Genomic DNA, 21,465 nt, shown 5'->3' on the forward strand with positions numbered 1-21,465 from the left:
TCACCAGGGCGGGCGGTAGCCCGTGGTCAGGTGGCGGCCGGTGTGACGCCACTTCGGTTCCTTGTCCAGGGTCTTCAGCGTGATCCCGCGCAGCCGGCGGATCAGCGAGCCGTACGCGCCGCTGGCGTTGGCGGAGACGCGCGAGCCGGGCGGCGGGTCCATGAAGGGCATGAACTTGTCCGGGAAGCCCGGCATGGTGCAGGCGATGCAGATGCCGCCGACGTTCGGGCAGCCGCCGATGCCGTTGGTCCAGCCGCGCTTGGCGACGTTGCACTTCACGACCGGGCCCCAGCAGCCGAGCCGCACCAGGCACTCGGGCGTGCCGTAGTCGGTGGCGAACTGCCCCTGCTCGTAGTAGCCGCCGCGGTCGCACCCCTCGTGCACGGTGGCGCCGAACAGCCAGGCGGGCCGCAGCTTGTCGTCCAGCGGGATCATCGGCGCCGAGCCGGCCAGCTGGTACAGCAGGTAGGTGAGCGTCTCGGCGAAGTTGTCGGGCTGGATCGGGCAGCCCGGCACGCAGACGATCGGCAGCCCGGCCTTGGACTTCCAGTCCCAGCCCAGGTAGTCCGGCACCCCCATCGCGCCGGTCGGATTGCCGGCCATCGCGTGGATGCCGCCGTACGTGGCGCAGGTGCCGATCGCCACCACGGCGGTCGCCTTGGGGGCGAGCCGGTCCAGCCACTCACTGGTGGTGACGGGCTGGCCGGTGGCGGGGTCGTCGCCGAAGCCGCACCAGTAGCCCTCCTCCTTGATCTTCTCGTTGGGGATCGACCCCTCGACGACCAGCACGAACGGCTCGATCTCGCCGCGGTCGGCCTTGAAGAACCACTCGACGAAGTTGTCCGCGCCCTGGGCCGGGCCGCACTCGAAGTCGATCAGCGGCCAGTGCACCGCGACCTTCGGCAGGCCGGGCAGGGCGCCGGTGACGATCTCCTCGATGCTCGGCTGCATCGCGGCGGTCAGCGAGACGGAGTCGCCGTCGCAGCTGAGGCCGGCGTTGATCCAGAGAATGTGCACCACGTCGGTGTCGGTTGTTTCGGCTGTTGCAGCTGTTGCAGCACCCATGAGGATGCCTCCTCGGGGATGGGAGCCGGACGGAATGGCTCGAAAGCCAGTCATAGCAACGGTCCGGGCGGGGCGCCGGTCCGCGCGGCGGGATCCGGCCCCCGGGGAGGCAAGCCCGGCAGGGCCGTTCGGGTCACGCTCGGGCCGCGGGGCCCGTCAGCACCGGGCGCTTGTGGACGAACGCGGAACGCAGCGCGTGGTACGGCGATTCGGGTGTGAAGAACTGCCGGTGCATCACCGCGAGCTCCTCCTCCCGGTACGCGTCGAGCGGCTTCGTCCGCTCGTCGGCCTCGCGCACCGCCTTCTTCGCCGCGATCCGCTGCTGGGTGGCGGGCGAGGCGGCGAGCAGCCCGGCCAGGCGGGCCGTGGACGGCCCGAACTCCTCCGGCCCGCAGGCGAGCACCCGGTCGACCAGGCCGATCCGCTCGGCGGTGGCGGCGGAGACCGGCACCGCCTGACGGGTCAGCCGCTCGGCCGCCGCCGCGCCGACCTTGCGCGGGAGGGTGTACGTCCAGTACTCCGACCCGTACAGCCCCATCAGCCGGTAGTGCGGGTTGAGGACGGAGCCGCCGCGGCACCACACCTCGTCCGCGGCCAGCGCCAGCATCACCCCGCCGGCCGCCGCGTTGCCCCCGACGGCGGCGACCACCAGCCGGTCGGTGGTGGTGAGCACCGCGTCGACCAGCTCGTCCATCGCGGTGATGTTGTCCCAGGACTCGACGGCCGGGTCCGCCGCGGCCTCGATCACGTTGAGGTGGATGCCGTTGGAGAAGAAGTCCCGGCCACCGCCGAGCACCAGCACCGAGGTGGGGCGGGCGACCGCGAAGCGGTAGGCCGCCAGCAGCCGGCGGCAGTGGCCGGTGGACATGGCGCCGCCCGGGAAGGAGAAGTGCAGGAAGCCCACCGGGCCGTCCTCGCGGTAGCGGATGTCCGACCAGACCGGGCCGTCCCCCTCCCTCGGCATCAGCGGCGCCGCCACCTCCGGCAGGGCCGGCAGCAGGCCCCCGAGCGCCGTCGCCGCCGGGAGCTTGACGCCCGCGGGGCCGCCGGGGGTACGGCGGCGGAGTTCGGGGATCCACACCGCACCGTCCGAGGTGGCCCGGCACACGGCACCCGCCCGGGTGGCGAGCAGCTCGCCGGGGCGGCCGCGCAGCACCGGCTCGCGGTGCCCGCCGTGCAGGTACCAGGAGCCGCCGCACAGCTCGTCGAGCACCCCGGGCCGGGAGTCCGCCGCGCGGAGCCTGCGCAGCACCGCCTCGGTGGGGTCGGCCGCCCAGTCGATCCGGCGCTCCTCCTGGCGCAGGACGGGCCGGGTGCGCACGGTGGCGCGCCAGTCGGGCCCGGACCGCGGCTGCGGCTGCGGCTGCGGCTGCGGTGCGTACGTGCCCGAGGCGAAACGCTCCACGGCGAGCAGCGCGGCCGCCGACGCCGCGTCGCCGACCTCGTTGCGGTACAGGTCGCTCTTGCCGTACTCCGGCAGCCGGCAGGGCGCCCAGGCCCAGACCGGCCCGGCGTCCATTTCCGCCTCGGCCTGGAGCACCGTGACGCCCCACTCGGTGCAGCCCTCCTGGATCGCCCGGTCGAGGGAGGACGGGCCGCGGTCGCCCGGCGGGCCGGGGTGGACGATCAGGCAGGTGAGCCGCGACCAGACCTCCCGCGGGATCGCCGTGCGCAGTATCGGCGCGAGCACCAGGTCGGGCCGCAGGCGGCGCACGGCATCGAGCAACTCCTCGTCGTCACCGGCCAGTTGGAGGTCCACGGTGTGGCGCCGGTCGCGCAGTTCAGCGTGCAGCCGCTGGCTGAGACTGTTGTACGCGCTGGCGAGGAGAAGAATCCGCATGTCCGCCTCCGACGGGGTGATGCTCCGGGAACCCGGCGATCATCACCTCCGCCCTCACGGCCTCCCGCCCCGTCCGGCATGTCGCGCCGCGCGTTCACCCGAGCAGCCGGGGCCGGGATGCGGACCCGAGCGGACGCAGCCATGGGTAGTATGTAAGACATGCTTCCGACCAGTGGCCCTTACGAAATCTGCCCCGGCGTGCCCACCGTCGAGGTCTTCCGCCGTCTGCGCACCGACGCCGGCCTCTCCGACAAGGCCCCCGAGGCGGTCGCACTCGCCCTCCCCAACACCTGGTACGGCGTGGTCCTCCACCATGAGGGCGAGCCCATCGGCATGGGCCGGATCATCGGCGACGGCGGCACCGCGTTCCAGATCACCGACATCTGCGTCCACCCCGCGCACCAGGGCCACGGCCTCGGCAAGCGCATCATGGCCGCCCTCACCGAGGAGCTGGAGCGCCGGGCGCCCGCCACCGCGTACGTCTCGCTGATCGCGGACGGCCCCGCGCGGTTCCTCTACGAGAAGTTCGGCTTCGCGGACACCGCCACCCACGACTCGATCGGCATGTACCGCCTGATGGGCGGCCGGTGACGGCCCCACGGCTCGGCGGGCACTGCTCCGGCGCCCACGTCGCCCCGACCGCCGCCGGCCACGTCGTCGCCTACCGGCTGTGGCCCGTCCCGCCGGCCTGACCGGTACCGGGGGCTTCCACCGGCGGCGTCCGGACCGCGAGCAGGGCGGTGTCGTCCGTCAGCCGGCCACCGGTGTGCCGGACGACCTCGGCGGCCACCTCGTCGACCAGGCGCCCGGGGTCGACGGCCCCGGGGAGACCGGCCAGCCGCTCCAGGTGGGCGTCCAGGGGGAAGAAGGCACCCGCCCGGTCGCGGGCCTCGGTCACCCCGTCCGAGACGATCAGGACCGTCTCGCCCTCGCCCAGGCGCAGCCGCCGGACCTCCGGCAGCCCGCCGGCCAGCTGGGCCAGCCCGATCGGGGCCCCGTTGCCCGGCGGCAGCCGGCGCACGCCCGCGGGGCCGAGGACGTGGGGACTGTCGTGGCCGAAGTTGACCACCTCCACCTCCCCCGGCGCGTCGGCGGGGAACCAGACGACCACCGCCGTGGCGAACCGCTCCTCCCGTTCCCCCAGCTGCTCCGCCAGGAGGTTCTGCCGGTGCAGCCGCTCCTCCAGCCAGGACGCGACGGTGGCCAGGTCTCCCTCGTGGAAGGCGGCCTCCCGGAAGCAGCTCACCAGGGCCGCCGCCGTGGCGACCGCCGGCAGCCCCTTGCCCTGGACGTCGCCGAGGATGACCCGCGCCCCGAACGGGGTGGCCAGCACGTCGTAGAAGTCGCCGCCCACCCGGGCCTCGACGTCCGCGGCCAGGTAGCGCGCCGCCGAGTCCACCCCGCCCCACCCCGGCGGCACCGGGCGCAGCACCACCTGCCGGGTGGTCTCGGCGGCGCCCTGGAGGTGGCGGACGTAGGAGGCGGCCCGGGCACGGAAGATGCTGATCGGCACCGAGAGGACGGCCCCGGCGATCACCAGCAGGAAGTCCTCCGTCCCCTGGGACTTGCCCCAGATGCTGTCCAGGGCGGGGTAGGCGGCGATGGCGGTGAGGGAGAACAGCACGGTGACCGTCGGCCCGCAGAGCCCGGCGGCGACCACCGGGACCATGGCCAGCCAGCTGACGGACGCGAACGAGACGGGCGTGGCCGCGTCCACACCCACCACCAGCGCGAGCACCGCCAGGGGCACCAGCCAGGATCGGTGGCCGTACCGGATCAGCATCGGCAGCCGCTGCCCCGGCTCCTCCACGGAACGCGCCCGCAAGCCGTCCCTCCCCTTCTCGCGACGTCCCCGGCGTTCCGGGTCCTCCGCATGGGGCGAGGCCGCCGGGCGGAGGTTGCGCCCAAGGTAAGACGCCCGGTCCCGGCGAGGGCGGCGCAGCGGCGTGGTGGCCCCGGCGGTCGCACGTTCGGCCCAGTCGGACCGCCGCTCCCGGCGCTACGGCCCGGCCCGGCGCGGGCCCACCGCATGCGGCTTTCCGGGTGAGGGCGCAGGGTGGTGTCGTACGGACCTGCCCGGACCGGTCGGCGCACCCGGCGACCCGGCCGCCGACCGAAGGAGGCGCCATGCGCACCCGGAAGACCCCTCGTCGGACCCTGGCACTGGCCGCGGCCCTCGCCGCCCTGCCCGCGACCGTGCTCACCGCCCCGGCCCAGGCGGCGGCCGGCACCCCGCCGGTCGACTTCGTGGAACTGCCCGCCTCCCCTCTGCCGCCCGGCCACGCGACGCGGGCGATCACCGTCACGTACCTCAACAGCTCCTCGGCGGACCGGACGGTGGCCCCGCAGATCCTCATCGAGTCCCCCGAGAACGGCCCCTTCCTCGATCCGGCGAGCGTCCGGCTCGACGTGCTCTCCCCGGACGGCCGCTGGTGCACCGTGCCGCTCGCCAGCCAGACCGGCACGCTGTACACCCAGCTCATCCCGGCCAAGCTCGTCCTGCACGGCAACCACACGCTCACCGAGCACTACCGGGTCACGGTCGTCGGGTCGGCCCCGCTGCAGGGGACGGTCGAGCCCCGGGTGGCGCTCTACTGAGCCGGCCCGCTACGGGAGCTGCACCGGAGTGAAGGTTCCGGCCGGGGTGTCGGCCAGGGCGCCGTCCATGGCGTCACGCCAGATCGGGCCGGCCAGGGTGCCGCCGAAGGCCTGGTCGACCACCCGGCCGCCGATCCGCTGGCCGTCCAGCGGCTTGGGGTTGTCGGTGTCGCTGACCACGGTCGCGCCCGCCATCTCCGGGGTGTAGCCGACGAACCAGACCTGACGGCTGTCGTTGGTGGTGCCGGTCTTGCCCGCGCTGTCCCGGCCGGTGAGGCCGGCCGTCCGGCCGGTGCCGTCCTCCACGACGCCCTTGAGCATCGCGCTGACCGTGTCGGCGGTGGTGGACGACATCGCCGCCGAGCAGTTCGCCTGCGGCACCGCGAGCTGCCCGCCGTCGGGGCCGGTCACCGAGGCGATGGCGGTCGGTGCGCAGTAGGTGCCGTGGGCGGCGAAGGCCGCGTAGACGGCCGCCATCCCCAGCGGGGTCAGGTCGTTGCTGCCGAGCGTCATCGAGGGCACCACCTGGAGCTTCTCTCCGCCCGCCTGCTGGGTGATGCCGAGCTTGTCGGTCATCCGCGCCACGTTGCACAGGCCGGTGTCGGCCTCCAGCTTCGCGAAGTAGGTGTTGACGGACTGCGCCATGGCCGTCTTCATGTCGAACCCGCCGGTGAGGCTCTGGCTGTCGTTGTGCACCTGCCCGGCGGAGGGGAACCGGCCGCCCGAGCAGTCCGTCATGGCCGGCCACGGGATGCTGTAGTCGGTGGTGTAGCTCTGGTCGGCCGGGATGCCGCTCTCCAGGGCCGCCGCCGCGACGACCGGCTTGAAGGTCGAACCGGTCGGGAACCCGAGGCCGCCGCCCATGGCCTTGCCGACGTTGTAGTTGATCTGGGTCTGGTGCTGCTTGGCGTCGACGCCGTACGGGCGGCTCTGGCCCATCGCCAGGATCTTCCCGGTGCCCGGCTGGACGATGCTCATCGCGGTCGCCGCCTGGTCGCCGGCGTCGACGTGGCCGGTGACCGAGGCCTGGAGCGCCGCCTGGGCCTTGGGGTCGAGCGTGGTGTGGATCTGCAGCCCGCCGCGCTTCCAGACCGCCTGGCGCTCGGCCGCCGACTTCCCGAAGGCCGGGTCGGTGAGCACCACGGTGCGCACGTAGTCGCAGAAGAACCCCTCGCCCTGCTTGGCCAGGATGCAGCCCTGCTGCGGCGCCCGGACGTTCAGCCCGAGCGGGGAGGCGATGGCCTGCCGGGCCTCCTCCTGGGTGATGTGACCGTACTCGGCCATCTTGCGCAGCACGGTGTCCCGCCGGTCCTTCGCCGCCGTCGGGTTGACCGTCGGGTCGTAGCCGGTCGGCGACTGCACCAGGCCCGCCAGCAGCGCGGCCTGCGGCAGGGTGAGGTCCGCGGCGTGCACGCCGAAGTAGCGCCGGGAGGCCGCCTCGATGCCGTAGGCCTGCTCGCCGAAGAAGGTGATGTTCAGGTAGTTGGTGAGGATCTGGTCCTTGCTCAGGGTCTCCTCGACCTTGATCGCGTACTTCAGCTCCTGGATCTTGCGGCCGACGGTCTGCCGCTGCGCCTCCGCGACCTTCTGCGGGTCGTTGCCCGCCTCCTCGACGAAGACGTTCTTCACGTACTGCTGGGTCAGGGTGGACGCGCCCTGGGCGGTGGTGCCCGAGGAGGCGTTCTTGTCCAGGGCACGCAGCACGCCCTTGAGGTCGATCGCGCCGTGCTCGTAGAAGCGGTTGTCCTCGATGTCCACCAGTGCGGTCTTCACCAGCGGGGAGATCCGGTCCGCCGGGACCACCGTGCGGTCGCGCTCGTACACGGTGGCGATCGTGCCGCCCTGCGCGTCGAGGATGGTCGAGGCCTGGGACAGCGGCGGAGTCCTGAAGTCGTCGGGCAGGTTCTGGAAGTCGTCCGCCGCCGACTGCGCGCCGAGCCCGACCGCCGCCACCGCGGGCAGCACCATCCCCGCCGCCACCACCCCGGCGATCACGCTCACCGCGACCAGCCGCGTCCCGTGCCCCAGCTTCCGCATGCCCGCCACCACCCGCTGTTCCGCCATGACGGGTGACCGTACGCGGCACAGATGAGGAACTCCTTGGAAGCCGCTCCGTCACGGCGCCGGCGGGACGGACGACGCGGTCGGGACCATCGGTTCCCTCCGGTGGCGGGCGGCGGGGTCAGGTGCGCTTGAAGAACTCCACCTCCGCGAGCGCGATGGCCCGGCCGGGGCCGGTTCCGGCGGCCTCCCGGACGGTGAGCCTCACCTGCGTCACGTCGCTGATCCCGGTCGGCACGGTCTGCGGGCCCGGCTGGTCGTTGAGCGAGATCTGCTGGGTGTGGACCTCGCCGTCCTTGGCCGTGACCTCCAGGGAGAGGACGGTGGGACGCCCCTGCTGCCGGAAGTGCTCCGGGTCCACCGAGTCGCCGGTGTGGATGATCAGGTCCACCAGCCGGAACGGGGTGCGGAAGGAGAAGGTGACGGAGTCCCCGATCGCGGGTGCTCCCCAGTAGGTGTTGCTGAGGCCGTCGTCGGCCGCGGTGGCCGGATGGCCCTCGACGGCGGCGCTCGCCGAGGTGGCGGCGGGGGTGATCGGCGCGGTGCTGCGGAGCTTGTCCAGCACGCCCTGGAAGCCGTCCTTGCCGGCCGGGTAGAGCAGGATCCCGGCGACGATCACCGCGATGAGGACGAGCAGCGCGATGGTGCGGCGCAGCGCGTTGCCCGAGCCGCCGATCCGCACCCGGCGCCGGAACGGCCAGCGGGTGCGCCACCAGGGCAGCTCGGGAGCGGCCGCGGTGGCCGTCAGTGGCGCGGCGCAGCGGCGGCAGAACTTCCGCTCGGGCAGGTTGGGCGTGCCGCACCGGGGGCAGGGCGGGCCGTCCTGGGTCTCGGCGGCCTCCGTCGGCCGGCTGACGGGGCGGGGTGCGACGGGCTTGGCGGGCCGGACGGCCACCGGGTCGGCCTGCGGGGCGGGGACGGGAGCAGGGGCCTGCGCGGGAGCGGGCCGTACGGGGGCGGTGCTCGGGCGCGAGGGCTCGGCGGCGGGCGGGGCCGCGGGCTCGGTCGCCGGGGGCTCGGCTGCCGGGGGCTCGACAGCCGGGACGGGCTGCTGCTCCGGCTTGGCGGCCTCCGTGGTCTCCGCCCTGGCCCGCGCGGTGCGCCGCGATGCGCTCCGCCGGGTGGATTCGACGGGTGCGGGTGCGGACTCTGACGCCGGCTCGGGCGCCGGCTTGGGCACAGGCGTCGGTTCGGGCTCGGCGGGCGCCGGCCGGGGCGCGGCCGGCGCGGGCGCGGGCACCGCCGCGGGCGCGGCCGGCGTCGCCGTCGGCGCGGCAGCGGTGCCGTGCGACCAGCCGAGGTAGGCGCCGCAGTTGCCGCAGAAGTCGTCCCCCTCCCCGTTGGCCGTTCCGCATTCGGGGCACACCGGCATCCGTCAGTCCTCCACTCGCCCGGGTGGGCCGGGCAGGATCTCCACCCGGCAGGTCAGATGGACCGGACAGCCCGCCCTGACGACGGACCGCACCTGGTCCTCGTCCGGTTCCGGACCGCTCAGCGGCCAGACCCGGACCAGCACCTCGCCGCTCGGTGCGGGCGGCAGCTCGGCGTCCGGGTCGGTGGACCAGGAGACGCCGCCGCCGTCCACGATCTCGGCTCCGGCGCCGAGCACCAGCCGCAGCCGTTCGGTGAGGCCGCGCCGGGTGCCGCGCCAGCGGTGCAGCTCCACCGCGCGCTCGACCACCGCGCGGCGCACCTCCACCGGCCAGGCCGGGTCGACCTCCACCGCGACCCAGGAGGCCAGCCAGTCGAGGAAGTCGGCCGGCGCGAGGCCGGGCCGGAAGTAGGCGGGCAGGTTGTCCAGGGTCGCGAAGACCGGGGCGAGGACGGTGTCCAGGCCGGCCGTGAACCGCTGGGCGAGGTCGTCGTCGGCGAAGAGCGCGGGCAGCAGTTCGCCGATCGGGTGCGGGCTGGGCAGTCCCGGGACCGCGGCCCGGGTCATGACGGCCCGTCCTCGGTGACCGCGGTGACCACGACCTGGTGCTGGTGGGAGAAGACCAGGGCGTCCGGCGGGACCTCGACCCGCTCGGCGGGTGCACCCCGGCGTCCGGTGATCGGGTCGGCCGGGAACAGCCGCAGCTCCTCGACCCCCGCGACGGCGGCCACCCGCTGGAGCACCGCGAACACCTCCCCGTACTGCACCGCCCGGCCGAACGGCCAGCCCTCGCCGGCGGCGCCGCCGCGCAGCGGGTTGAGGTACCGGTACAGCGCGGCGAGCACCTCCTCGCGGACCCGGTCGGGGTCGGCGGAGCGGGTGGTGAGCCGGGCCACCACCGTCACGCCCTGGTAGGCGGGCGGCTGCACGACCAGCCGGGTGCCGATCAGCCGCCGCTCGTCGAGGGCCGTCGCCACGGCGGCCAACACCTGCTCGTCGGGGATCAGCTGCTCGAAGCGCAGCCGGTCGCCCTCGTCCGCGACGGCGTCGGGGACGACCAGCACCCGCACCGCCCCGGCCTCCCCGCCGGCGGCGGGCACGCAGCTGATCCGGGCGGCGGACGGAGCGGCCTGCCGGGCGATCAGCTCGAAGTCCCCGGCGGTGACGGCACGTTCCTGCAGGCGCAGCTGGTGCGGGGCGCGGGCCTTGGCGTTCTCCACCGTCTCGCCGTCGACCCCGCCCCGGGCCGCCTCCCGGTTGTCGACCCGGGCGATGTACGGGACGGAGCTGCGCAGCACCGTGATGGTGCCGCGGGCGACGTTTCCCGCGATCCCGCCGCCGGTGCGGTAGCGCGGGACGCGCAGCCGGGCGCCCTTGGGCGGCACCGCCCCGAAGGCGCGCAGGCTGCCGTCGGGTTCCCGGACCGCGGGAGGGAAGAGGAACTCGCCGGTGGTCGCGTCCAGCACCACGTGCCGGTCGGCGGGCGAGGATTCGCCGAAGTGCTCGACGACCGTCCACCGTTCCCAGCCGTCGCCGGCCGCGACCTCGACCACCGGGGGCTCGCCGTCGAGCAGCACCGGCGGCCGGGCGAGCCGGAAGCGCTGGCCCGCGACGCCCTCCGAGGCGCCGAGCGGCGCGTCGGTGACGGTCCGGGCGTGGACGGCGGTCGCGGTGCCACCGACCGTGAACACCTCGGCCCGCCGGACGGTGGGCGACTCGGAGTAGAAGGGCTGGCCCGGCTGCGGCTCGGTGACCCGGCAACGCAGCCAGCCGGCCCGCCGGCCGGCGACCACCGAGGCGGTGTGCCCGGCGGGCACGAAGACGACCACCTCGCCGGGCCGGTTGAGGCCGCCGGTGGTGTCGCTGCCGGTCTCGCAGGCGATCCAGCGCGCGCCGTCCCACACCTCCCAGGCCAGCGGCGGTTGCCGCGGGTCGACACCGACGCCCTCCACCCGGCTGTCCAGCCGGACGATCAGGATGCAGCGCGGCACCACGGCCGGCAGGGCGAAGAGCATGGCGTCCCCGGCCGCCGGGCGCGGCTGGAAGCACGGCACGTCCGCGCCGTCGGCCAGCCTGGCCGTGCCGTCGGACTGCTCGCCGGAAGCGGAGACGGTGACCAGCCGCTCCAGCGAGCTGGGGACGATCGGCAGGTCCTCGGCGGTGGAGAAGACCACCGCGTCGTCGGTCTCGGTGCGCAGCGTGGAGACCTCGGTGCCGGCCCGCAGCAGGACCGTCTCGGGCTGCGGGGCGGAGAGCCAGAAGTCGACCTCGGCCCGGGCCGCGGCGGGCGGGAAGAGCCGGATGCCGAGCAGGTCGAGGAAGGCGGCGTAGTTCTTCTCCGGCACCCGGTTCAGCCGGTAGAGCAGCTGGTCCACGAGGTAGGCGAAGGTCTCGATCAGGGTGACGCCCGGGTCGGAGACGTTGTGGTCGGTCCACTCCGGGGCGCGCTGCTGGACGTACCGCTTGGCCTCGTCGACGAGCTGCTGGAAGCGGCGGTCGTCCAGGTTCGGGGAGGGCAGTGCCATCAGCGCGCACCCCCGTCCGCCGTGTCGAGGGAGTCCGCGCCCGGGTGCTCCGGGATGGTGTAGAAGGGGAAGACCAGGTTGCGGCGGTCGTTGGTGGCGCGCACGGTGTAGTGGACGTCGATGTAGAGCGTGCCCTCCTCGACGCTGTCGAAGGCGATCACCACGTCGTCGACCTCGATCCGCGGCTCCCAGCGCTCCAGCGCGATGCGCACCTCGCGGGCGATCCGCCCGGCGGTGGTGCTGTCGCCCGGGGCGAAGACGTACTCGTGGATGCCGCAGCCGAATTCGGGGCGCATGGGCCGCTCGCCGGGGGCGGTGCCGAGGATCAGCCGGATCGCCTCCGCGAGCTCCCGGTCCCGGTCCACCATGCCGATGCCGCCGGTGGCGTTCACCCGCAGCGGGAAGGCCCAGCCGCGGCCGATGAAGCTGCTCGTCATATGCCGCCCCCGATCAGGACGTTGAACGCACCCGTGGTGATGGTCGCGCCGCAGGTCGTCTTGTCGCCCATGCGGGCCGCGGGCAGGCCGCCGATCAGCACCACTCCCCCGGTGACCGCGCCCGGGGAGGGCATGACGAGGTTGCCGGGGCCCAGAGCCAGGTGCGGGGGGACGACGCAGGCGTGCACGGTGCCGACGACGGCGGCGGGGCGGCCGCCTATCAGCACGGTCGCCACCTTGAGGGCGCCCGGCGGCGGGGTCGTGAGGGCGCCGCCGTGGTCGGTGAGGTCGCCGGTCCGGGCTGCGGGGGGCATGTACGGTCTCCGTTTCCGATAATGGTGTCTGCTGGTAGGCGTGATGTGACGTTCCGTCAGTTGATCCGGACGAAGGCCCCCTTGAGCACCGCCTCGGCGCCGCCGTCCACGGTGACGGAGGTCGTCCCCCGGACGGTGACGGATCCGCCGCGCACGTCCACCGTTCCGGTGCCCGCGTCCAGGGTGATGCCGGAGGAGGAGAGCCGCACCGTGCTGCCGGCCGCGCCGCCGAGGCCGTGGACGGTCAGCACGATCTCGCCGCGCTGCTGGTCCAGGCTGACCTCCAGCTTCCCGTCCCCGCTCGCCAGCCGGACGCCGGACTTTCCGCCGGGCACGTCCAGCAGCTCCATCCGGTGGCCCGAACGGGACACCACGGAGCGGCGGTTGACCTTGCCGGCGGCCGCGTCGACCAGCGGCACGTCGTGCGGGGAGGGCCGGTCCACGCCGTTGTAGAGCCCGCCCAGCACGTACGGGCTGTCCAGGTCGCCCTGCTCGAAGCCGACCAGCACCTCGTCGTTGACCTCGGGGCTGACCACGCCGCCGCCCCCGGCGCCGCCCCACTGCACGGTGCGCACCCAGTCCGAGACGTAGGCGTCGTCCAGCCAGGGGAACTTCAGCTTCACCCAGCCGCGTTGCCCGCCGCCCGGCTCCCGGACGTCGGTGACCACGGCGACGGCCAGGCCCGGCATCCGCGGCCCGCGCGGCGGCGCGTTGCCGCCGCTGGTCAGACCGGCCAGCGAGCGGTCGGGGGCCGCGCTGACCACCACGGTGGTGCGGTAGCCGCGGAACGGTTCGAGCAGGTGGCGCACCCCGGTGGCGGTGTAGCGGCCGGAGAAGGCGGCGCCGACGTTGCCCAGGGCGACCGCGGTGCCCGCCCGCAGCCGCGGGTTGCCCTCGGCGACCACCTCCAGCTCGCCGAAGCCGGCCGCCACCGAGGCGGCCAGCGACCGGGCCACCGAGGCGGTCTCCGCCTGGGTGCGGTACGGGGTGTCGGCGACGGTCAGCCGGGCCTGGCCGGGGAAGGCGGAGCTCACCGCCGAGGGGCTCATCCCCGGCTGCACGGTCCGGGAGGTCACCGCGGGCTCGGTGGCGACCAGGGCGCTCTTGGTGGTGACGTTCCAGCCGCGCGCCTCGACCGTGTCCGCTCCTGCGGCGCCGGTCAGCACGCCGCGCAGCTCCAGCAGGTTGCGGCCGTACTCCAGCACCAGCGGGTTCTGCGGCGCAGGGGTGGAGGGGGCCGGTGCGCCGGAGGCGGGCTCGGGCCGGACGAACTCCAGCTTCCCGTCGTCGTCCACCCGTACCTGGGCGCCGCTCTCCTGGGCCAGGAACTGGAGGAACTCCCAGTCCGGGACGTTCGCCTGGGAGAGCTGCTGGTGGACGACCGGGAACGAGTCGACCTTCCCGCAGGTCAGGCCCGCCCCCGCGGCGACCTCGCGGACGATGTCGGCGGTCGTCATGTTCCGGAACGCCTTCACCCGGCGCCCGCGCATCAGCCGGTGGGTGACCGCGGAGGCCCGCACCACGGTGTACGAGCCCGTGGTGTCCACCTCCAGCTCCAGCGCGGTCACCTCGCCGGTGAACAGCCGTGCCCGGGTGTTCCCCTGGACGGTGACCACCGACACCCGCAGCGGGGTGCCGATGGTGATCCCGGTGGCGGCGAGGAAGGTGTGGTTGGCGTCCCGGAAGGACAGCACCGCGGTGTCGGGCAGGCCGACGCTCTCCTCGATGTCGCAGGAGACCAGCTGGGTCGCCCAGATCGGCGGCAGCGGGCCCGGCGCCTCGACGACGGGATCCGCGGCGAAGGACCGGCCGCCGCGGGCCTCGGGAGTGGTCATGGCCGTCCGCCCTGGGTGAGTTCGTCGATCCCCGGCACGATCAGCTCCGCGCCGGGGACCAGCGCCAGCGGATCGTCGATGTCGTTGGCCTCCGCGATGGTGCGCCAGGCGGTGGCGTCCCCGTACGCGCGCCAGGCGAGCAGCGGCAGGCTGTCGCCGGCGATCACCCGGTGGGTGCTGCGGGCCTCCGGCGAGCCGGAGGTCGGGTTCTGGCCGGCCGGGTCGACGCTGGCCTCGTCGATGCTGAGCGAGCAGACCGCCCGCAGCGGCTTCCCGTCGACGTCGAAGAGCGAGTAGGTGACCGACAGGCCGGTCAGCACCCCGTTGAACGACGTGGTCTTCAGGGTGCCCCAGTCCAGCCGGATCCACGGGCTGGCCGGCGTCTTGCGCGCCAGGCTGGTCGGGGTGGGCACGCAGGCCGTCATCAGCTGCTCCACCGCCCGCTCCACCGAGTTGTCGTGGGTCGCGGTGGAGTCCAGGAACACGTCGAGGGAGAGCGAGCGCGGGCCGCTGCCGACGAACTCGGGCAGCGCGGACTCGCCCGCCATCCGGGACGGGGTGCGCCGCCACTCGGTGGTCTTGCGCAGCACCAGGGTCGCCGGGTTGAACTGGAGCCGGAGCTGCGCGAGCGTGCCGCCGGGCTGGGCGCCGACCGTGGACGGTGGCTCCATGATGGTCAGTTGGGCCCGGGTGACGCTCGCGGGGACCGCTGGGGACATCCTGGTGCTCCTTCCGTGGGCCGGGCGGCGGGGGGCTGGGGGTGCGGGGTGGGGTCAGGACGGGCGCAGGCCGGCGTGGGCGATCTCCAGGGTCTCCATCGCGGCCTGGGAGTTGGCCGGGTCGAACGACGGGCCCTCCCAGCGCACCGGGACGATCCCGAGCACCTGCCAGCCGACGATCCGGCTCAGGTCCGGCCGCAGCGCCACGATCTCGCCGTCCTTCGGCTCGACCTTCCGGACGATCTCGGCCAGCCAGCGGGCGATCTTGGTGGTGTCCGCGGTGACCGCGCGGGTCAGCGTGATGTTCGACCAGGTGATGCGGCCCGGCAACTGCCAGGCGAAGCCGTTGTTGCCGCCCTCCGCGTACTGCTCGATCTCGACCTGGGCGCCGAGCCCCGAGCAGGTGGTGAACTCGCCCAGGTCGTTGCCGCCGATGGTCAGGCTGAAGAACACACTGGACGCGAAGATGTTGTCGGTCATCGGTTCCGCTCCCTGCTTCCGGTCACGTCGCTGCGGCCCCCTGCCGGCCGTCCGCCTGGTCCACGCTCTGGTTCGCGTTCTGATCCGCGTTCCGGTCCATGCTCAGCGGCGCATGTCGTACGGTTTGCCGCTGCGCTCCCGGCCCCTGCGCAGTTCGGTGCGCAGCAGCCGGCCGACCGGTTCGACCAGCCGCCGGGCCAGTTCGTCGAGGTCTGCGGGGTCCGCGGGCGGCTCGGCGGGTGGTCCGCCGGGGGCCTTCCCAGGGGGTTCCACGGCACGCTGCACCGTGGTGGGGGTGCGTGCGGGCACGGCGGTCAGCGGAATCCCGGTCAGGCCGTTCTGCTCGGCCACCCTCTGCAGCACGCGTGCCGTACCGGGCGCGGACGGCGAGGTCGGTGCCAGTGGTGTGGGCGGTGCGGACCGTACGGCGGGCGCGTTCGTGGCGTGCCCGGTCGGCAGGGGCCATGGCACGACGGGCGCGGACGCGGTGGCGGGCTGCGGGCCCGCCGACCAGCCCGTGCCCGACGCAGACGCGAGGACGGGCGGCTGGGCCGGGGCCGGCTGCGGAGGCCGGGACGTGGCCGGAAGGCGCTGGATCGGCGGGGCCGTCACCGGCCTGAGCCGGACGACCGGCGGGTGCGGGGCGCTCGCCGCACCGGACGGCGAACCGGGGGCGCCGGGGCTCGGGCGCCCTGCGGACGTCCTCGGCGTGGCGGCGCGCCGCGGGGCCGGGTGGCCCGCGCTCGTGGCGCCGGGCTGCGGCTGCGACTGCGACTGCGCTGCCCACGGCAGTGCCGGGACGCTCACGTCCGGTACTGCGGCACGGGGTTGAGCAGGCAGGACGCGTGGCGGGGCCGCGGGTGCGACAGCGATCGCAGTGGCGGTGGGTGCCGTCGGACCTCCGTGGGCCGTCGGGTGACCGGCCGTCGGGCCGGCTGGCGGCTCCGACGAACGCCGGGAGAACGCACGTTGCACGGCGGCAACCACTCCGCGCGGCGCAGCCGCATCCGGGGGGCGGAGCCGTACCGGGCTCGCCTGCACGGCCGACTCTCCGGCGGCGGTGCCGCTGCCTCCGGCGCCGGACGAGCGCCGGGGGTGTGACCGTGGACGCGAGCGTTGCGCGGTGGTCGCGGTCTCGGCGCCGGCTGCGGCTGCGGCCGGCTCGGCCGCCGGTTCGCCGTCCGGACGGGACGCGAGCGCGTGGGGCCAGACGGCCGGGACCACGGGCCGGGCGGCCGCCGCCGTGCCCCCGCCGACGGGCGCGCCGGCGCCGGGCCCTGGCGTCGCCGACGGGACGGCGAGGGCAACGCTCATCGGGCGCTCGCCGAGCAGCCCCCGCCTCTGGCGGGTGAGTCGGACGGCGCGCTGCACGCCCAGGCCGCCGGAGGCCGGACCCGCGGGAACCGCCAGGGGAACCACCGGTCCGCCACCGGTTCCGAGCGGGCCGGCGACCCGCTCCCCTGCTCCGGCAGGGCGGGTCCGGCCCGCCGGGACGACCGGCTGCGCAACGGTTCCGGGGCGCCGCTCCGGGCTGCTGCCGGACGGCCGCGCGGCGGGGGCAGGTGCCGCCCCCGGCAAGGCGTTCGGGACCACTGTGTGCCCGGCCGCCGGGCCGCTCCTGCCGTGCTCCGCACGCGGGTGCGCGGGTCGGCCACCAACGGCCGGGGTGGTCGGACCCGCCGGGCTCCCGCCAACACCCAGAGGTGATACGGCAGTTGAATCCATCTGGCCGTCGGCGGAGCGCGTGGTGGCACGCTGAACGGGCAGCCCTTCACCGGCCACCGGCGAGGCGACAGCAGGTGCGGCGTCGCCCACCGCCGGGGCCGGAATCCGCCGGACCGGGCGGCGCCCACCGAGCAGCGGTGCGACGGCCCCCGCCACGGCCGCCGTCGGCGGCAGCGCGTCGAGCGGCGCGCCCAGGCCCCCACGCGTACGGGCGGAGGTCGGTCCGGGCGGGACCGGTACGGTGCATTCGGGGGTTCGTACGGCACGTTCGGGGGTCGGTGCGGACGGTGCGGGCGAGGAGGGAACGGCCCCGGACGGCGTGCGCTGCACGGGTGCGCCCTCGACCGGCCCGCGCTCTGGACGGGCCGGTGCCGGGCTCCCCGGCTCGGCGGCCGTACGGGTGCGGCGAGCAGGGGCGGTGGCGTCACGGACGCCGCCGCCGGACGGCCGAACGCCGCCGTCGGTCCCGGCCGCCTCGGGAGCGGCGGACCCCGCGTCGGCGGGGACCACGGGCATGGCCGGCGTACCCGAGGCGGCGTCAGGGGTCCGAGGGCCGCTGGTGGCCAGGGGTGAGGCGCTCGCGGGCAGCGCGGTCAGGGGCGCGCCGAGGACCGGACGGGTGGCTGCGCCACCGCTCGGCACGGCGGCGCGCTGGACCGCCCCTCCGCTCTGCGCACCCCGCGCGGGCGCCGCGGTGGCGCCCGTACCCGGCAGCGTCCGGACGGCCGCTTCGGCGCTCACGGACGGGCGCGTACCGTCGGCGGGCGCTTCCGTCACCGCTGCGGGCGGCAGCGGCGCGTCCGTGGCCCCGCTCGGCGGCTCGGCGATGGCGTCCGGCTTCCTGACCGGCCCCGGGACGGCCGTCACCGGGCGTGCGGGCAGGGACCGGGGGCGCCGCGCGACGATCAGCGGTTCGCTGACGGCGCGCGGCCGCACCGGCCGGTGGGCCCGGACGGCCGCCTCGCTCCGACTCGGGGAGGCGGTGGCCGCATCGGGCGACGACACGACAGGCATCGGCGCACCCGGCACGACCGCTCCGGGCACCGCAGGGGCCTGCGCCGGCGAAGCAGGCGTCGGTGTAGCAGGCGCCGGCGTGCCAGGCTTCGCCGCAGGGGGCTTCGGCGCAGCCGGCTTGGATGCGGCAGGCGTCGGCACACCAGGCGCCGGGGTAGCGGGCTTCGCCGCACCAGGCGTCGGCGCGCCGCCGTCGGCGCCGTCCCGCGCCACCTGCCGGTCGGCCCCGCTCGGGCGCGGCGCGCGCGGCCCGGACCGCACCGGAAGCCGCCGGACCCCGACGGACCGTTGGACCGGCCGGGCCTGCCGCGCCGGCCTCGATGCCGCCGACGGCCCGGCCTCCGCCGGCTCCTGGGCCCCGGCCTCCCCCGGGCCGACCGGCACGACGAGCTCGTCCCCGCCGGTGAGCACGGGCGCCGCAGAGCCCGGCCCCGCAACCGCCCGCAGGATGCCGGCCGGGGCGGTCGGGAGGACCGCGTGGCCGAGCGGGCCGCAGAGCGAGGGGTCCTGCCATGCGGTGAGCCGGGACCGGAACCTCAGGCCGTCGCTGACGCCGCCGGCCGGTCCGGCCACGGTCGGGACCAGCGGCGCCACCGCGCGCCATCCCCCGTCCCCCGCCGCCGGGCGCCGCCGGGCGGCCTCGCCCGGGCCGGCGCCCCCGCCGGCATCACCGGAAGCACCGCCGGAACCACCGGCGCCACCGGCGCCACCGGGCTCGCCGCCCCTGCGGCGGCCGATCCAGTCCCGAAGCCCCACCCCGCTCACCCGCCTTCGCTGATGCGGGTGTTGAGACGAGCGATCTCCCTGACCCACTGCCCGCGTTCGCGGTGGGTCAGGTCGAGGATGTCCTCCCGCTGCCAGTGGAAGTGGTAGGCGATGTACGCGATCTCCTCGTACAGCCGAGCAGGCGCGTACGTCACGATTCCCCCAGGCGCCCACCGGCGAGGTCGACCTCGAAGGCGCCGTCGCAGTGCGGGCAGGTCACCGCGGCGCGCGTGTGGCCTTCGCTGTTGATCCGCTGGTAGAGGTCCTGGAGGAAGGCCACGTCGGTGGCGTACATCCGCTCGACGACCCCGGCGTGCACGTCGGTGATGTCGCCCAGCCTGGTGATCACGTGGCTGAGCAGCACCACGCTGAGGTAGGCCGGGTTCTCCTTGACCCGCAGGTCGATCTGCGGCATCAGTTCGTCCCGGGCGGTGGCGAGGCGCATGGCCCCGTGCCGGTGCACGGTGCCCTCGTCGTCGACGTAGCCGAGTGGCAGCTCGAACTCGAACTCGGTGTGCGGCACCCGCCCCCGGGGCTGCGCCGCTGCCGCTGCCGCCGGGGCCTGCTGCTGCGGCGCGGTGTTCTGCGGGGCCGGAGCCCGTTCCAGCAGCTCCTCCAGGCCGATCTTCCGCCTCACTCGACCGAGATCTCCTCGAACACGATGGTCACGGTCTCGGTCGCGGCGCTGGACTCGCCGGCGCTGAGGGTGGGGCCCTCCCAGCGGCTCGCCCAGGCGTTGATCAGCTGGATGCGCCGCAGGGTGGCACCGGTGGTGTCCTTGACCTCGATGGTGAGGTTCTGCCGCGCGGTGTTGATCGCCCCGTTGTTCAGGGTCTCCTTGATCCAGTCCGTGAACGCGCCGCTCTTGTCCAGGCCGCGGGTGATGGTCACCTCGCCGGGCAGCCGGGCGCCGGGCTGCTTGCGGACGATCAGTTTGCCCTCTTGGGTCACCTGCTTGTACTCGACGACGTCCTGTTCGACCGTCAGATTGCTGATCTCCTTGACGGACTCGACGTTGTAGCCGCCGAGTTGGACGCCGAAGATATGTGTGGAGAGCGGATCGCCTTCAGCCATGGGTTTGTGTCACCTTCCGATGCGAGGGGTGCCGAGGGGTGGTGCCGACCGGGCCGGTCACTCGTTGACGAGGCTCGTGCTGTCGGAGAACTGGGACAGCCGGAACACCACGAACTCCGCGGGCTTCACCGGGGCGACGCCGATCTCACAGACCACCTGGCCGAGGTCTATGGACTCCGGCGGGTTGTTGTCGCGGTCGCACTTGACGTAGAAGGCCTCGGCCGCGGTCTGGCCGAACAGCGCCCCGCGCCGCCACTCCTCGGTGAGGAACGCGGTGATGTTCCGGCGGATGCTGGACCACAGCCGGTCGTCGTTGGGTTCGAAGACCACCCACTGGGTCCCCAGGAGGATGGACTCCTCCAGGTAGTTGAAGAGCCGGCGCACGTTCAGGTAGCGCCACGCGGGGTCGGAGGAGAGGGTGCGCGCGCCCCAGATCCGGATGCCACGCCCGGGGAAGGCCCGTACGCAGTTGACGCCGATCGGGTTCAGCAGGTCCTGCTCGCCCTTGCTGAGGCGTATCTCCAGGTCCACCGCGCCGCGGATGACCTCGTTGGCGGGCGCCTTGTGCACGCCGCGCTCGGCGTCGCTGCGCGCCCACACCCCGGCGACGTGCCCGCTCGGCGGGACCAGCACGTTGCGGCCGCTCGCCGGGTCGAACACCTTGATCCACGGGTAGTAGAGCGCGGCGTAGCGGGAGTCGAAGCCCGCCTCGTCGTTCCGCCAGGTGCGCATCCGCTGGGCGTTGAGGCCGGGCGGAGGATCCAGGACGGCGATCCGGTCGCCCATCTGCTCGCAGTGCGACATCACCGCCAGCTGGACGGTGCGCAGGCCCTCGTCGTCGAGGTCACCGCGCTGGTAGGCGCTCATCACGTCGGGCACCGCGACCATGGTGATCTCGTCGATCGCCTCCAGGCCGCCGAAGCCGGTCCTGGCGGCGGCGTCGCCGACGTACTCGGCGGGGTCGAGCCGGCCGGCCGGGGCCGCGGCCGGCGCGGGCGCGGGCGCCAGGGCGTGGGTGCGGCGCTCGGGGCGGCTCGGCGCGGTGCCGGGCTGTTCGGCGACGGCGACCAGCTTCGACTCCCGCAGCTGGGTGACGACGTAGCCCTTGGTGCTCTTGCGGGTCGAGACGTCGTAGGTCTCCACGACCTCGGCGCCCCGGCGCACCAGCAGCCGGAACCGGTCGTCGGGGACGTTCTCCCCCTCCGGGTCGGCGACCTCGACGGACACGTCGGCGCCCGCGCCCGGCAGGGCGGAGAAGAGGAAGCCCGCGATCTCGACGGGCGGGGCCGCGGTGACGGCGGGGGCGGCGCCGGGCGCCTGCCGGGCCGGGTCGCCGACCCGCACGACGTAGGCGGAGCCGCCGCCGTTGGCGAAGAAGCCGTACACCGCGTGCGCCAGGTAGGTGCCCTCGGTGAAGCCGCCGAACCGCTGGACGTACTGGTCCCAGTTGGTCACCAGTGTGGGCTCGTGGAACGGGCCGGTCTCGGCGAAGCCGACGAACGCGGCGACGGCCGTGCCGACACCCTCGATCGGCCGGGCACCGGACTGGACCTCCTCCACGTACACGCCCGGGGTGAGGTACGACGGCATACGCGCTCCTTCGGCTGGCCAACCATTTCGCCGGTCATTCGCCCCCGAGTC

General features: G+C 74.8%; 19 protein-coding genes. 2 read left to right on the forward strand and 17 right to left on the reverse strand.

The genetic code is table 11. The features are described 5' to 3' along the window. Nucleotides 1-1,065 (reverse strand): hydrogenase expression protein HypE, encoded by a 1,065-nt coding sequence (locus ACIRRH_RS22325; protein WP_403070070.1) that lies wholly within the window; start codon nucleotides 1,063-1,065, stop codon nucleotides 1-3. 133 nt (nucleotides 1,066-1,198) lie between these two features. Next, nucleotides 1,199-2,905: an enoyl-CoA hydratase-related protein gene (locus ACIRRH_RS22330; RefSeq protein ID WP_403070075.1), complete on the reverse strand. Its 1,707-nt coding sequence runs from the start codon at nucleotides 2,903-2,905 to the stop codon at nucleotides 1,199-1,201. 159 nt (nucleotides 2,906-3,064) lie between these two features. Here ACIRRH_RS22330 and ACIRRH_RS22335 point away from each other — a divergent pair, with 159 nt between their 5' ends. Further along, on the forward strand, nucleotides 3,065-3,496 hold the full coding sequence (locus tag ACIRRH_RS22335) for a GNAT family N-acetyltransferase (RefSeq protein WP_403070078.1): 432 nt from the start codon (nucleotides 3,065-3,067) through the stop codon (nucleotides 3,494-3,496). Between the two features lie 70 nt (nucleotides 3,497-3,566). Here the strand turns inward: ACIRRH_RS22335 and ACIRRH_RS22340 are convergent, their stop codons facing one another. Further along, nucleotides 3,567-4,730 carry a PP2C family protein-serine/threonine phosphatase gene (locus tag ACIRRH_RS22340; protein ID WP_403070081.1) on the reverse strand — a complete coding sequence of 388 codons (1,164 nt, stop codon included), beginning with the start codon at nucleotides 4,728-4,730 and terminating at the stop codon, nucleotides 3,567-3,569. A 302-nt stretch (nucleotides 4,731-5,032) separates the two neighbouring features. Here ACIRRH_RS22340 and ACIRRH_RS22345 point away from each other — a divergent pair, with 302 nt between their 5' ends. After that, nucleotides 5,033-5,503 carry a signal peptide protein gene (locus ACIRRH_RS22345; protein ID WP_403070084.1) on the forward strand — a complete coding sequence of 157 codons (471 nt, stop codon included), beginning with the start codon at nucleotides 5,033-5,035 and terminating at the stop codon, nucleotides 5,501-5,503. Nucleotides 5,504-5,512: 9 nt separating this feature from the next. Here the strand turns inward: ACIRRH_RS22345 and ACIRRH_RS22350 are convergent, their stop codons facing one another. The 14 genes from ACIRRH_RS22350 to ACIRRH_RS22415 all read right to left on the reverse strand — a co-directional run bounded on the left by ACIRRH_RS22350 (nucleotide 5,513) and on the right by ACIRRH_RS22415 (nucleotide 21,414). Next, entirely contained in the window at nucleotides 5,513-7,567 is a 2,055-nt protein-coding gene (locus ACIRRH_RS22350) for a transglycosylase domain-containing protein (protein WP_403070086.1), read from the reverse strand. 118 nt (nucleotides 7,568-7,685) lie between these two features. Further along, complete coding sequence (locus ACIRRH_RS22355) at nucleotides 7,686-8,936, reverse strand: zinc ribbon domain-containing protein (protein WP_403070089.1); 1,251 nt, start codon at nucleotides 8,934-8,936, stop codon at nucleotides 7,686-7,688. A 3-nt stretch (nucleotides 8,937-8,939) separates the two neighbouring features. After that, nucleotides 8,940-9,503: a phage tail protein gene (locus ACIRRH_RS22360; protein ID WP_403070092.1), complete on the reverse strand. Its 564-nt coding sequence runs from the start codon at nucleotides 9,501-9,503 to the stop codon at nucleotides 8,940-8,942. Then, complete coding sequence (locus ACIRRH_RS22365; protein ID WP_403070095.1) at nucleotides 9,500-11,461, reverse strand: putative baseplate assembly protein; 1,962 nt, start codon at nucleotides 11,459-11,461, stop codon at nucleotides 9,500-9,502. The genes ACIRRH_RS22360 and ACIRRH_RS22365 overlap by 4 nt, the downstream gene beginning before the upstream one ends. Continuing rightward, nucleotides 11,461-11,898 (reverse strand): GPW/gp25 family protein, encoded by a 438-nt coding sequence (locus tag ACIRRH_RS22370; protein WP_403070098.1) that lies wholly within the window; start codon nucleotides 11,896-11,898, stop codon nucleotides 11,461-11,463. The genes ACIRRH_RS22365 and ACIRRH_RS22370 overlap by 1 nt, the downstream gene beginning before the upstream one ends. Continuing rightward, nucleotides 11,895-12,212, reverse strand: coding sequence for a PAAR domain-containing protein (locus ACIRRH_RS22375; RefSeq protein ID WP_403070100.1), 318 nt, complete (start codon nucleotides 12,210-12,212; stop codon nucleotides 11,895-11,897). The genes ACIRRH_RS22370 and ACIRRH_RS22375 overlap by 4 nt, the downstream gene beginning before the upstream one ends. Before the next feature lie 56 nt (nucleotides 12,213-12,268). After that, nucleotides 12,269-14,047, reverse strand: coding sequence for a VgrG-related protein (locus ACIRRH_RS22380; RefSeq protein ID WP_403070103.1), 1,779 nt, complete (start codon nucleotides 14,045-14,047; stop codon nucleotides 12,269-12,271). Then, nucleotides 14,044-14,766, reverse strand: coding sequence for a LysM peptidoglycan-binding domain-containing protein (locus ACIRRH_RS22385; protein WP_224283542.1), 723 nt, complete (start codon nucleotides 14,764-14,766; stop codon nucleotides 14,044-14,046). The genes ACIRRH_RS22380 and ACIRRH_RS22385 overlap by 4 nt, the downstream gene beginning before the upstream one ends. 54 nt (nucleotides 14,767-14,820) lie before the next feature. Next, entirely contained in the window at nucleotides 14,821-15,246 is a 426-nt protein-coding gene (locus ACIRRH_RS22390) for a phage tail protein (RefSeq protein ID WP_224283543.1), read from the reverse strand. Between the two features lie 102 nt (nucleotides 15,247-15,348). After that, nucleotides 15,349-15,609, reverse strand: coding sequence for a hypothetical protein (locus tag ACIRRH_RS22395; protein WP_403070107.1), 261 nt, complete (start codon nucleotides 15,607-15,609; stop codon nucleotides 15,349-15,351). 3,137 nt (nucleotides 15,610-18,746) lie between these two features. Beyond that, nucleotides 18,747-18,905 (reverse strand): DUF6760 family protein, encoded by a 159-nt coding sequence (locus ACIRRH_RS22400; protein ID WP_181970396.1) that lies wholly within the window; start codon nucleotides 18,903-18,905, stop codon nucleotides 18,747-18,749. Next, nucleotides 18,902-19,387 (reverse strand): hypothetical protein, encoded by a 486-nt coding sequence (locus ACIRRH_RS22405; RefSeq protein ID WP_403070109.1) that lies wholly within the window; start codon nucleotides 19,385-19,387, stop codon nucleotides 18,902-18,904. Before ACIRRH_RS22405 ends, ACIRRH_RS22400 begins: the two co-directional genes overlap by 4 nt. Beyond that, a complete protein-coding gene (locus ACIRRH_RS22410) occupies nucleotides 19,384-19,824 on the reverse strand; it encodes a phage tail protein (RefSeq protein WP_218203532.1) in 441 nt (146 codons plus the stop codon). The genes ACIRRH_RS22405 and ACIRRH_RS22410 overlap by 4 nt, the downstream gene beginning before the upstream one ends. Nucleotides 19,825-19,881: 57 nt before the next feature. Continuing rightward, the gene (locus tag ACIRRH_RS22415) at nucleotides 19,882-21,414 is read right to left on the reverse strand and encodes a phage tail sheath family protein (RefSeq protein WP_403070112.1); all 1,533 of its coding nucleotides are present in this window, start codon (nucleotides 21,412-21,414) and stop codon (nucleotides 19,882-19,884) included. Between the last annotated feature and the right edge of the window lie 51 nt (nucleotides 21,415-21,465).

Source organism: Kitasatospora sp. NPDC101235 (assembly GCF_044767505.1).
Classification (GTDB): Bacteria; Actinomycetota; Actinomycetes; order Streptomycetales; family Streptomycetaceae; genus Kitasatospora.